Raw genomic sequence first — 12,803 nt, 5'->3', positions numbered from 1 at the left:
ATGCTACAATGCGGCGCGAAGAATGTTAACCCTCTGGAGCCATTTGTGACGTCGTTACCTGTTGCCGCTGTACTGCCTGAACTGCTTACTGCCCTGGATTCTGCGCCGCAGGTTCTGCTGAGCGCACCAACCGGTGCAGGTAAGTCAACCTGGTTGCCGCTGCAATTTCTGACGCATAAAGGTATCGAAGGGCGGATTATCCTGCTGGAACCGCGTCGTCTGGCGGCACGAAACGTGGCGCAAAGGCTTGCGGAACTGCTCAATGAAAAGCCCGGCGAGACGGTCGGTTACCGGATGCGGGCGCAGTCCTGCGTCGGGCCTGCAACACGGCTTGAGGTCGTCACCGAAGGGGTTCTGACGCGAATGATCCAGCGCGATCCGGAGCTCAGCGGTGTGGGGCTGGTGATCCTTGATGAATTTCACGAACGCAGTTTGCAGGCGGATCTCGCGCTGGCGCTGCTGCTGGACGTGCAGCAAGGGTTGCGCGACGATCTCAAACTGCTGATCATGTCCGCCACGCTGGATAACGATCGCCTGCAACAGTGCCTGCCGGATGCGCCGGTAATCGTTTCCAAAGGACGCGCTTTTCCCGTTGAGCGTCGTTATCAGCCGCTGGCGCCACAATTGCGTTTCGATGAAGCCGTGGCGGTCGCGACAGCGGAACTGTTACGTAAAGAATCCGGCTCGCTGCTGTTGTTTTTACCCGGTGTCGCGGAGATCCTGCGCGTACAGGAACAATTAAGTTCGCGAGTCGCCAGCGATGTGCTGCTGTGTCCGCTCTATGGCGCGCTGTCGCTCAACGATCAGCGCAACGCGATTCTGCCGGCTCCGCAAGGGATGCGCAAAGTGGTGCTGGCAACCAATATTGCCGAGACCAGTCTGACCATTGAGGGGATTCGACTGGTGGTGGATTGCGCGCAGGAGCGGGTGGCGCGATATGATGCACGTACCGGGTTGACCCGGCTTATCACCCAGCGCATTAGCCAGGCTTCAATGACCCAGCGCGCCGGGCGTGCCGGGCGTCTGGAGCCTGGGATCTGTTTGCATCTGCTGGCGAAAGAGCAGGCGGAACGCGCGGCGGCGCAGGGGGAACCTGAGATATTGCACAGCGATCTCTCCGGTTTGCTGATGGAGTTGTTGCAATGGGGATGTCGCGATCCCGCTCAACTCACCTGGTTGGATCTGCCGCCCGCCGTCAACTTACAGGCGGCGAAACGATTATTGCACATGCTGGGCGCGCTGGAGGGCGAACAACTCAGTGCGACGGGACAAAAAATGGCGGCGCTGGGTAACGATCCGCGTCTGGCCGCAATGTTAGTCAGTGCCTCCACACCCGACGATGCGGCCACCGCGGCAACGCTGGCAGCCATTCTTGAGGAGCCGCCGCGGATGGGCAATACCGATCTTGGTGTGGCGTTTTCCCGCCATCAGCCCGCCTGGCAGCAGCGCAGTCAGCAACTTCTTAAACGTCTGAACGTTCGTAACGGCGAGGCGGATACGTCGCGTATCGCCCCGTTGCTGGCCCGGGCCTTTGCCGATCGCATCGCACGTCGACGCGGCCAGGATGGGCGTTATCAACTGGCCAATGGCATGGGTGCGGCGCTGGACGTCGATGATGCACTTGGGCGGCACGAATGGCTGATTGCGCCGCTGTTGTTGCAGGGCAGCGCTTCGCCAGATGCCAGGATCCTGCTGGCGCTGCCGCTCGATATCGACGCGCTTATCTCGCGTTGTCCTGAACTGTTACAGCAGTCTGATACCATTGAGTGGGATGAGGCGCAGGGGACGCTGAAAGCATGGCGCAGAATGCGGATCGGTGAACTGACGGTCAAAGTCCAGCCGCTGGCAAAACCGTCCGAAGACGAGTTACATCTGGCGATGCTTAACGGTATCCGTGATAAAGGCCTGAGCGTGCTCAACTGGACGCCTGCGGCGGAACAACTGCGTTTGCGTCTGCACTGTGCGGCGAAATGGCTGCCGGAGTATGACTGGCCTGCGGTGGACGATCGGACTTTGCTGGCGACGCTGGAAACCTGGTTATTACCACACATGTCTGGCGTACATTCGCTACGCGACCTGAAATCGCTGGATGTTCATCAGGCATTGAGCGGATTACTGGATTATTCCCTACAGCTTCGTCTGGTGAGTTCGCTACCCACACATTACACTGTGCCGACGGGAAGCCGGATCGCCATTCGTTATCACGAAGATAACCCGCCGGCGCTGGCGGTCAGAATGCAGGAGATGTTTGGCGAGGCCAGTACACCGACTCTCGCCGAGGGCCGCGTGCCGCTGGTGCTGGAGCTTTTATCCCCCGCGCAGCGACCATTGCAGATTACCCGGGATTTAGCGGCGTTCTGGCAGGGGTCGTATCGCGAGGTGCAAAAAGAGATGAAAGGGCGTTACCCCAAACACGTCTGGCCGGACGATCCGGCGAACACTGCGCCGACGCGGCGAACCAAAAAGTATTCATAGGATGGATAAGACGTTTATGCCGTATCCGGCAAAAGCGCAGTAAAATTGAGAGATTTCTTCTTCTGTCTTTTGACGGAAGAACAGAGAATCAGGCCTTTGCGCCTGAATGTTGCGGAGAAAAAGCATGGCCGGGAATGACCGCGAGCCAATTGGACGCAAAGGGAAACTCACGCGTCCGGTGAAACAAAAGGTGAGCCGTCGCCAACTCAGAGATGATGAGTACGACGACGATTATGATGATGACTATGAGGATGAAGAACCGATGCCGCGTAAAGGTAAAGGCAAAGGGCGCAAGCCTCGTGGTAAGCGCGGCTGGTTGTGGCTGCTGCTGAAAATTGCGATTGTTTTTGCAGTACTGCTTGCCATCTACGGTGTCTATCTGGATCAAAAAATCCGTAGCCGTATCGACGGCAAAGTCTGGCAGTTGCCGGCGGCGGTGTATGGCCGGATGGTCAATCTTGAGCCGGAAATGTCGGTCAGCAAAAACGAAATGGTTAAGCTGCTGGAAGCCACTCAGTACCGTCAGGTCAGCAAGATGACACGTCCTGGCGAATTTACCGTTCAGGCCAACAGTATTGAGATGATCCGCCGTCCGTTTGATTTCCCGGACAGCAAAGAGGGTCAGGTGCGCGCACGTTTGACGTTCGATGGCGGCCGCCTGGATACCATTGTCAACATGGACAACAACCGCCAGTTCGGTTTCTTCCGTCTTGATCCGCGTTTGATCACCATGCTGTCGTCGCCAAACGGCGAACAGCGTCTGTTTGTTCCGCGCAGTGGTTTCCCGGATCTGCTGGTGGATACGCTGCTGGCGACCGAAGACCGTCATTTCTATGAACATGACGGGGTGAGTCTGTACTCCATCGGTCGCGCGGTGCTGGCGAACCTGACCGCCGGACGCACGGTACAGGGGGCAAGTACCCTGACGCAACAGCTGGTGAAAAACCTGTTCCTCTCCAGCGAGCGTTCGTACTGGCGTAAGGCTAACGAAGCCTATATGGCGCTGCTGATGGATGCACGCTACAGCAAAGATCGCATTCTTGAGCTGTATATGAACGAGGTGTATCTCGGTCAGAGCGGTGATAACGAAATCCGCGGCTTCCCGTTGGCGAGTCTGTACTACTTTGGCCGCCCGGTAGAAGAACTGAGCCTTGACCAGCAGGCGCTGCTGGTGGGGATGGTGAAAGGGGCTTCGATCTACAACCCGTGGCGCAACCCGAAACTGGCGCTTGAGCGTCGTAACCTGGTGCTGCGTCTGTTGCAACAACAACAGGTGATCGATCAGGAACTGTACGACATGCTGAGCGCACGTCCGTTAGGCGTACAGCCGCGCGGTGGGGTGATCTCTCCACAGCCCGCGTTTATGCAGATGGTGCGTCAGGAGTTGCAGGCGAAGCTGGGTGATAAAGTTAAAGATCTCTCCGGCGTGAAGATCTTCACCACCTTTGACTCTGTTGCCCAGGATGCCGCCGAGAAAGCCGCCGTTGACGGCATTCCGGAACTGAAGAAACAGCGCAAGCTGAGCGATCTGGAAACGGCGATTGTGGTGGTTGACCGCTTCAGTGGTGAAGTCCGCGCCATGGTCGGCGGCGCTGAGCCGCAGTTCGCTGGCTATAACCGCGCGATGCAGGCGCGTCGTTCGATTGGTTCACTGGCCAAACCGGCGACCTATCTGACCGCGCTGAGCCAGCCGAAAATCTATCGCCTGAACACCTGGATCGCCGATGCGCCGATTGCGCTGCGTCAGCCAAACGGGCAGGTGTGGTCGCCGCAGAACGATGACCGTCGCTACAGCGAAAGCGGAAAAGTGATGCTGGTCGATGCGTTGACGCGTTCTATGAACGTACCGACGGTCAATCTGGGGATGGCACTCGGCCTGCCGGCTGTTACCGACACCTGGCTGAAGCTGGGCGTACCGAAAGAGCAGTTGCATCCGGTTCCGGCTATGCTGCTGGGGGCGCTGAACCTGACGCCGATCGAAGTGGCACAGGCGTTCCAGACGATCGCCAGCGGCGGTAACCGTGCACCGCTTTCCGCGCTGCGTTCGGTTATTGCCGAAGATGGCACCGTGCTGTACCAGAGCTTCCCGCAGGCGGAACGAGCCGTTCCGGCTCAGGCTGCCTATATGACGCTGTGGACGATGCAGCAGGTTGTGCAGCGCGGCACCGGTCGTCAGTTGGGCGCGAAGTACCCGAATCTGCATCTGGCGGGTAAAACCGGGACCACGAACAACAACGTCGATACCTGGTTTGCCGGTATTGACGGCAGCCAGGTGACCATCACCTGGGTGGGTCGCGATAACAACCAGCCGACGAAGCTGTACGGTGCGAGTGGGGCGATGTCGATTTATCAGCGTTATCTGGCAAACCAGACGCCGACGCCGCTCACGCTGACGCCGCCGGAAGATATTGCGGAGATGGGCGTTGACTATGACGGCAACTTTGTCTGCAGTGGCGGTATGCGCACGTTGCCAGTCTGGACCTCCGATCCCGACTCGCTCTGCCAGCAGGGTGAAATGATGCAGCAGCCGACCGGGAACCCGTTCGATCAATCTTCTCAGCCACAGCAACCGCAGCAACAGCCGCCGAAGGAAGAGAAGAAAGACAGCGATGGCGTGGCGGGATGGATTAAGGATATGTTTGGCGGTAACTAACCGCCGTGCCGGATGGCACTTCGCTTATCCGGCCTACTGGGCTCATACAAGTATTGGGTTGGTAGGCCGGATAAGGCGTTTTCGCCGCCATCCGGTAATGACTTCGCAGAAACATTTCAGGCTACTTTCTTAACCCTTTCTTTTCATCTGGATATTTCTTAACCCCTTAGTTTTGGTGGGGACGCGTATCGCTTGCTATCGCGGCCGCGTTTCGAATATTATTCTGCCGTCATAATAATAATTCTCGTTTACGTTATCATTCACTTTCCATCAGAGATATACCAATGGCGCGTCAAAAAACTGCTCAGCCAAAACACTCGCTGCGTAAAATCGCAGTCGTAGTAGCCACAGCGGTTAGCGGCATGTCTGTCTATGCACAGGCGGCGGTTGAACCGAAAAAAGAAGACACTATCACCGTCACCGCTGCTCCTGCTCCGCAGGAAAGTGCGTGGGGGCCGGCTGCAACGATCGCGGCACGCCAGTCTGCCACCGCGACCAAAACAGATACCCCAATTCAAAAGGTTCCCCAGTCAATCTCTGTGGTGACGGCCGAAGAGATGGCGCTGCACCAGCCGAAATCCGTGAAAGAGGCGCTTAGCTACACCCCCGGCGTTGCCGTGGGAACGCGTGGCGCATCGAACACCTATGACTACCTGATCATTCGCGGTTTCGCTGCCGACGGCCAAAGTCAGAATAACTATCTGAATGGCCTGAAGATGCAGGGGAACTTTTACAACGATGCGGTGATTGACCCTTATATGCTGGAACGCGCGGAAGTGATGCGTGGGCCGGTTTCTGTTCTGTACGGTAAGAGCAACCCCGGCGGTTTGTTGAACATGGTCAGTAAGCGTCCAACCACAGAACCGCTGAAAGAAGTGCAGTTTAAAATGGGCACTGACAGCCTGTTTCAGACCGGTTTTGACTTCAGCGATGCGCTGGATGATGACGGCGTTTACTCTTATCGTTTAACGGGCCTGGCTCGTTCGGCGAATGCGCAGCAGCAAGGGGCGGAAGAACAGCGTTATGCCATCGCGCCGTCCTTTAGCTGGCGTCCGGATGACAAGACCAACTTCACGTTCCTGTCTTACTTCCAGAACGAACCCGAGACCGGTTATTACGGTTGGCTGCCGAAAGAGGGGACTGTCAGCACACTGCCGAACGGTAAGCGTCTGTCGACCGACTTCAACGAAGGCGCGAACAACAATACATACTCTCGTAATGAGAAGATGGTCGGTTACAGCTTCGACCACGAATTCAACGATACTTTTACCGTGCGTCAGAACCTGCGTTACGCGGAAAACAAAGTGTCGCAGAACAGCGTCTACGGTTACGGCATGTGCTCCGATCCGCTCTATTCGAGCAATCCGGGCAGCAGTCCTTGCGCTGGCGTGCCGCAGTCGCAATGGGGCCATACGCTGACCCGTCAGTACGTGATTGATAATGAAAAACTGCAGAACTTCTCGGTCGATACGCAACTGCAAAGCAAATTTGCGACCGGTTCGATGGATCATACCCTGCTGACCGGCGTTGACTTTATGCGTATGCGTAACGACATCGATTCCTGGTTTGGCTATGCCGGCTCTGTCGCGCCATCCGACATCTACAATCTTGACCGCAGCGACTTTGATTTCGGTTCACACCCTGAGCCGTCGGGCGCATATCAGGTGCTGAACAAACAGAAGCAAACGGGTCTGTATGTGCAGGATCAGATGCAATGGGACAAGGTGCTGGTGACGCTGGGCGGTCGTTACGACTGGGCGAAGCAGGACTCGCTGAACCGCGTTTCAGGTGTTCAGGACACGCGTGATGATAACGAGTTTACCTGGCGTGGCGGCGTCAACTATCTGTTCGATAACGGAGTAACACCGTATTTCAGCTACAGCGAGTCGTTTGAACCGGCTTCGCAAACGGGCGCAAGTGGGAATATCTTTGCTCCATCCAAAGGCAAGCAGTACGAAGCGGGCGTGAAATATGTCCCGAACGATCGTCCGATCGTGATCACCGGTGCGGTCTACCAGTTGACCAAAACCAACAACCTGATGGCGGATCCTAACGGTTCCTTCTTCTCGGTTGAAGGCGGTGAAATTCGTTCACGCGGCGTTGAAGTTGAAGCGAAAGCGGCGCTGTCTGCCAGCGTTAACGTGGTCGGTTCCTACACTTATACGGATGCAGAATACACCACCGACACCAACTACAAAGGCAACACCCCGGCACAGGTGCCAAAACACATGGCATCACTGTGGGGCGATTACACGATGTTTGACGGCCCGCTCTCCGGTCTGACCCTGGGTACCGGCGTTCGCTATACCAGCTCCAGCTATGGCGATCCGGCGAACTCCTTTAAAGTCGGCAGCTATACCCTGGTGGATGCGCTGGTTCGCTACGATCTGGCACGCCTTGGCATGGCGGGTTCCAACGTCGCGCTGCACGTCAACAACCTGTTCGACCGCGAATACGTCGCCAGCTGCTTTAACACCTATGGCTGCTTCTGGGGCGCGGAACGTCAGGTCGTTGCTACCGCAACCTTCCGTTTCTAATTTTTCTTTGGGCACGCATCGCGTGCCCGCTTTACAAGTTGGCCGCTATGCAGGAACAGACTCATCATCCCGATACCACGTTTGCACTGCGTGATGTCTCCTTTCGCGTGCCTGGTCGCACGCTTCTGCATCCTCTGTCGTTAACCTTTCCCGTCGGTAAAGTGACTGGTCTTATCGGCCACAACGGTTCAGGCAAATCCACGTTGTTGAAAATGTTGGGTCGCCATCAGCCGCCGTCAGAAGGGGAAATTCTGCTCGATGCTCAACCGCTAAACACCTGGAACAGCAAAGCGTTTGCCCGTAAGGTGGCGTATTTACCACAGCAGTTGCCGCAGGCAGAAGGGATGACCGTACGTGAACTGGTGGCGATTGGCCGCTATCCGTGGCACGGAGCGCTGGGTCGTTTTGGCATTGCGGACAGAGAAAAAGTAGAAGAGGCGATCGCGCTGGTCGGGCTAAAACCACTGGCACATCGTCTGGTCGACAGCCTTTCCGGCGGTGAGCGTCAGCGCGCGTGGATAGCGATGCTGGTGGCGCAGGACAGCCGTTGTCTGCTGCTGGACGAACCTACCTCGGCGCTGGATATTGCCCATCAGGTTGATGTGCTGGCACTGGTTCATCGTCTCAGCCAGGAGCGTGGCCTGACGGTGATTGCCGTGCTGCATGATATCAACATGGCTGCCCGCTACTGTGACTACTTAGTGGCACTGCGCGGCGGTGAAATGATTGCTCAGGGTACGCCCGCCGACCTGATGCGAAGCGAAACGCTGGAACGAATTTATGGCATTCCGATGGGGATCCTGCCGCATCCGGCAGGCGCTGCACCCGTGAGTTTTGTGTATTGATGAGCGGCTTACACCACATAACGCGTCGTCGTTTATTAACGGCGATAGCACTTTCCCCGTTGCTCTGGAAGATGAAACCGGCGCGCGCGGCCTCGGTCGATCCGCATCGCATCGTGGCGCTGGAGTGGCTGCCGGTCGAGTTGTTGCTGGCGCTTGGCGTAACGCCCTATGGTGTGGCAGATATTCCAAACTATCGCATGTGGGTGAATGAGCCACCGCTGCCTGCGTCAGTGATTGATGTCGGATTACGCACCGAGCCGAATCTTGAACTGCTGACCGAAATGAAACCTTCATATATGTTCTGGTCGACAGGTTACGGTCCTTCTCCCGAGACGCTGGCGCGAATTGCGCCCGGACGCGGCTTCAACTTCAGCGATGGTAAACGCCCCTTAGCGGTGGCGCGTCGCTCTCTGATCGACATGGCGCAGATGCTGGATCTGGAGCCTGAAGCTGAGCGACATCTGGCGGAATACGATCAGTTTATCGCCAGCCGGAAACCGCGCTTTGTGCAACGTGGGGCACGGCCTCTTCTGCTGATCACCCTCCTCGATCCTCGCCATATGCTGGTTTTCGGCCCGAACTGCCTGTTTCAGGAAGTGCTGGAGGCGTACGGCATTCACAATGCCTGGCAGGGCGAAACTAACTTCTGGGGCAGTACGGTGGTGGGGATCGATCGCCTTGCGGCCTACAAAGATGCCGATGTGCTCTGCTTTGATCATGGTAATAACAAAGAGATGGCTACGCTGATGGCAACGCCGCTCTGGCAGGCGATGCCGTTTGTGCGCCAGGGGCGTTTCCAGCGCGTACCGCCCGTGTGGTTTTATGGCGCCACACTGTCGACCATGAACTTCGTACGCATTCTGGATAATGCGCTGGGGGGCAAAGCGTGAGTCAACGTATTGCACGCTTCCCGGCGTTATTGCTGGCGCTGTTGTTTATCGTCGCCGTAGGGTTAACCTGGACGAATTTCTCCGTTGCGCTGCCGCATGTTCAGTGGCAGCAGGCGCTATGGTCACCCAATGTCGACGTCATCGAGCAGATGATTTTTCATTACAGCCTTCTTCCTCGTCTGGTCATCTCTTTGCTGGTTGGGGCCGGGCTGGGGCTGGTTGGTGTACTCTTTCAGCAGGTATTGCGTAACCCGCTGGCGGAACCGACCACGCTGGGCGTGGCGACCGGTGCACAGTTAGGGATGACGGTCACGACGCTGTGGGCGGTTCCTGGCGTACTGGCAGGGCAGTTTGCCGCCCTGGCCGGGGCCTGTATTGTCGGGGCGCTGGTGTTTGGCGTCGCCTGGGGGAAACGACTTTCTCCCGTCACGCTGATCCTCGCCGGTCTGGTGGTCAGTCTGTACTGCGGAGCCATCAACCAACTGTTAGTTATCTTCCACCACGACCAGTTGCAAAGCATGTTCCTGTGGAGTACCGGAACGCTGACGCAAACTGACTGGGGCGGTGTGCAGCGTCTGTGGCCGCAACTGCTGGGCGGCGTGATGCTTACTCTGTTGTTGTTGCGCCCGCTAACTCTGATGGGGCTGGATGATGGCGTGGCGCGCAACCTGGGGCTGGCGCTGTCGCTGGCTCGCCTGGCGGCGCTGACGCTGGCGATAGTGCTCAGCGCGCTGTTGGTCAATGCGGTGGGGATTATCGGTTTTATCGGCCTCTTTGCGCCGCTGCTGGCGAAAATGCTGGGCGCGCGTCGTCTGCTGGCGCGTCTGATGCTGGCTCCGCTGATCGGGGCGCTGATTCTGTGGCTGTCCGATCAGGTTATTCTCTGGCTGACTCGCATATGGATGGAAGTGTCCACCGGTTCCGTAACGGCGCTGATCGGCGCACCGCTGCTGCTGTGGCTGTTGCCGCGCCTGCGAAGCATGAGCGCGCCGGATATGAACGTCAGCGATCGGGTGGCGACGGAACGCCAGCATGTGTTGGGTTATGCGCTGATCGGCGGCGTGCTGTTGTTGATCGGGGCATATATCGCGTTGTCGCTGGGGCGCGACGCGCAGGGCTGGAGCTGGGCCAGCGGCGTGCAACTGGACGAACTGATGCCCTGGCGCTGGCCGCGCATTCTGGCGGCGACGATCGCCGGGGTGATGCTGGCCGTGGCGGGGTGTATTATCCAGCGGCTAACCGGGAATCCGATGGCGAGTCCTGAGGTGCTGGGGATCAGCTCCGGTGCGGCGTTCGGTGTTGTGCTGATGCTGTTTCTGGTGCCGGGCAATGCGTTTGGCTGGCTGCTGCCTGCGGGGAGTCTCGGCGCTGCCGCCACGCTGTTAATCATTATGATCGCCGCTGGCCGGGGAGGATTCTCCCCCCACCGTATGCTGCTGGCCGGGATGGCGCTCAGCACGGCCTTCACCATGCTGTTGATGATGCTACAGGCAAGCGGCGATCCGCGTATGGCCGGGGTACTGACCTGGATCTCCGGTTCGACCTATAACGCAACGGGCGAGCAGGTGCTGAATACCGGGGGGGTGATGGTGATTCTGCTGGCGATCACGCCGCTGTGCCGTCGCTGGTTGACGATTTTGCCGCTGGGCGGTGATACCGCCCGCGCAGTCGGTATCGCGCTGACGCCGTCGCGGGTTGGCCTGCTGCTGCTGGCCGCCAGTCTGACCGCTGCCGCCACAATGACAATCGGCCCGCTGAGTTTTGTCGGGCTGATGGCGCCGCATATCGCACGAATGTTAGGTTTTCGTCGAACGATGCCGCATATTGTGATGTCGGCGCTGGCGGGGGGCTTATTGCTGATCTTTGCTGACTGGTGTGGACGGATGCTGCTGTTTCCATATCAGATCCCGGCGGGGATACTCTCGACGTTTATCGGTGCGCCGTACTTTATTTATCTGCTGCGCAAGCAGAGTCGTTGATTCGGACGTTTTTCGCGTAGGCCGGATAAGACGCTTCGCGTCGCCATCCGCTAATAAAAAAGCCGGGTGGCGGCTTCGCCTTCCCCGGCCTACGGTTTAAACGTACTCTGTTACAGCTTCGCAAACACCCGACGCGCCGCGTCAATGGTGTTATTGATATCGTCCATGCTGTGCGCCACGGACATAAAGCCCGCTTCAAATGCAGACGGGGCAAGGTAAATCCCCTCGTCCAGCATCATGTGGAAAAAGCGCTTAAAGCGTTCCACATCACAGGCCATCACGTCCTGATAGCAGGTGACGGTTTTCGCCTTGGTGAAGAAAATCCCGAACATGCCGCCCACGTGGTTAACGACCAGCGGGATCCCGGTTTCCTGTGCCGCTTCCAGCAGACCTTCCGCCAGGCGCGTCGTCAGTTCATCCAGTGTTTCGTGGATACCCGGCTGCGCCACTTCGGTCAGGCAGGCAAAACCGGCTGCCATTGCAATCGGGTTACCGGACAGGGTTCCCGCCTGATAAACCGGACCCGTTGGCGCCAGCGCGTCCATCACGTCACGACGACCACCAAACGCGCCGACAGGCATACCGCCGCCGATGATTTTGCCCAGACAGGTCAGATCCGGTACCACATTGTAGTAATCCTGTGCGCCAGCAAGCGCCACGCGGAAGCCGGTCATCACTTCGTCGATAATCAGCAGCGCGCCGAACTCATCGCACAGCGCGCGCAGACCCGGCAGGAATTCCGGCAGCGGCGGGATGCAGTTCATATTACCTGCCACCGGCTCAACGATGATACAGGCGATCTCCTGCGGGAACTGCTCGAACGCGGCACGCACCGAGTTGAGATCGTTATAGGTACAGGTCAGGGTGTGTTTTGCGAAATCAGCCGGCACGCCCGGAGAGTTCGGCTGGCCCAGGGTCAGCGCGCCAGAACCGGCTTTTACCAACAGACAGTCCGCGTGGCCGTGGTAGCAGCCTTCAAATTTGATGATCTTATCGCGGCCGGTGAAACCACGCGCCAGACGTATGGCACTCATGGTCGCTTCGGTACCGGAGTTGACCATTCGCACCATGTCCATCGTCGGTACCAGTTCGGTCACAAGCTCCGCCATTTTAACTTCCATCTCGGTCGGCGCGCCGAAGCTCAGGCCACACTCAGCCGCTTCGATCACCGCGTTGCGGATCGCCGGATGGTTGTGTCCCAGTACCATCGGTCCCCAGGAGCCGACGTAATCGATATAGGCTTTGCCATCGACATCGTACAGATACGCGCCGTCAGCTTTTTCGATAAACAGCGGCGTACCACCCACGCCAGTAAAGGCGCGAACAGGGGAGTTAACGCCGCCGGGGATTAGCTCGCGTGCTGCGCTGTAGAGGTTTTCAGACTTACTCATGGATGGAGTCCTGGTTCGTAGAAAAAATGAATG

Annotated in this window: 7 protein-coding genes; 6 read left to right on the top strand and 1 reads right to left on the bottom strand. The window is 57.9% G+C overall.

Annotated elements, in window-relative coordinates:
* Window positions 1-45: 45 nt before the first annotated feature.
* The 6 genes from hrpB to fhuB all read left to right on the top strand — a co-directional run bounded on the left by hrpB (window position 46) and on the right by fhuB (window position 11,379).
* On the top strand, window positions 46-2,475 hold the full coding sequence (hrpB, locus tag KE671_RS10040; protein ID WP_206162836.1) for an ATP-dependent helicase HrpB: 2,430 nt from the start codon (window positions 46-48) through the stop codon (window positions 2,473-2,475).
* Between the two features lie 124 nt (window positions 2,476-2,599).
* Window positions 2,600-5,128 carry a bifunctional glycosyl transferase/transpeptidase gene (gene mrcB / locus KE671_RS10035; RefSeq protein WP_206162835.1) on the top strand — a complete coding sequence of 843 codons (2,529 nt, stop codon included), beginning with the start codon at window positions 2,600-2,602 and terminating at the stop codon, window positions 5,126-5,128.
* Window positions 5,129-5,412: 284 nt separating this feature from the next.
* Entirely contained in the window at window positions 5,413-7,665 is a 2,253-nt protein-coding gene (gene fhuA, locus KE671_RS10030; RefSeq protein WP_206162834.1) for a ferrichrome porin FhuA, read from the top strand.
* 47 nt (window positions 7,666-7,712) lie between these two features.
* A complete protein-coding gene (gene fhuC / locus KE671_RS10025; RefSeq protein WP_206162833.1) occupies window positions 7,713-8,510 on the top strand; it encodes a Fe3+-hydroxamate ABC transporter ATP-binding protein FhuC in 798 nt (265 codons plus the stop codon).
* Window positions 8,510-9,400 (top strand): Fe(3+)-hydroxamate ABC transporter substrate-binding protein FhuD, encoded by an 891-nt coding sequence (fhuD, locus tag KE671_RS10020; RefSeq protein WP_206162832.1) that lies wholly within the window; start codon window positions 8,510-8,512, stop codon window positions 9,398-9,400. Before fhuC ends, fhuD begins: the two co-directional genes overlap by 1 nt.
* A complete protein-coding gene (fhuB, locus tag KE671_RS10015) occupies window positions 9,397-11,379 on the top strand; it encodes a Fe(3+)-hydroxamate ABC transporter permease FhuB (protein ID WP_206162831.1) in 1,983 nt (660 codons plus the stop codon). Before fhuD ends, fhuB begins: the two co-directional genes overlap by 4 nt.
* A gap of 110 nt (window positions 11,380-11,489) precedes the next feature.
* Here the strand turns inward: fhuB and hemL are convergent, their stop codons facing one another.
* A complete protein-coding gene (gene hemL, locus KE671_RS10010) occupies window positions 11,490-12,770 on the bottom strand; it encodes a glutamate-1-semialdehyde 2,1-aminomutase (protein ID WP_206162830.1) in 1,281 nt (426 codons plus the stop codon).
* Between the last annotated feature and the right edge of the window lie 33 nt (window positions 12,771-12,803).

The sequence above is a fragment of the Citrobacter amalonaticus genome (assembly GCF_018252635.1).
GTDB classification, from domain to species: domain Bacteria; phylum Pseudomonadota; class Gammaproteobacteria; order Enterobacterales; family Enterobacteriaceae; genus Citrobacter_A; species Citrobacter_A amalonaticus_E.
Note: the sequence above shows the minus strand (reverse complement) of the source record. Positions and strands in the feature narration are given on the sequence as shown.

Bases quoted from the DNA above. Each gene is read 5' to 3' on its own strand.
- fhuD (WP_206162832.1), top strand. From the start codon at position 8,510: ATGAGCGGCTTACACCACATAACGCGTCGTCGTTTATTAACGGCGATA.
- hemL (WP_206162830.1), bottom strand. From the start codon at position 12,770: ATGAGTAAGTCTGAAAACCTCTACAGCGCAGCACGCGAGCTAATCCCC.
- fhuC (WP_206162833.1), top strand. From the start codon at position 7,713: ATGCAGGAACAGACTCATCATCCCGATACCACGTTTGCACTGCGTGAT.
- mrcB (WP_206162835.1), top strand. From the start codon at position 2,600: ATGGCCGGGAATGACCGCGAGCCAATTGGACGCAAAGGGAAACTCACG.
- fhuA (WP_206162834.1), top strand. From the start codon at position 5,413: ATGGCGCGTCAAAAAACTGCTCAGCCAAAACACTCGCTGCGTAAAATC.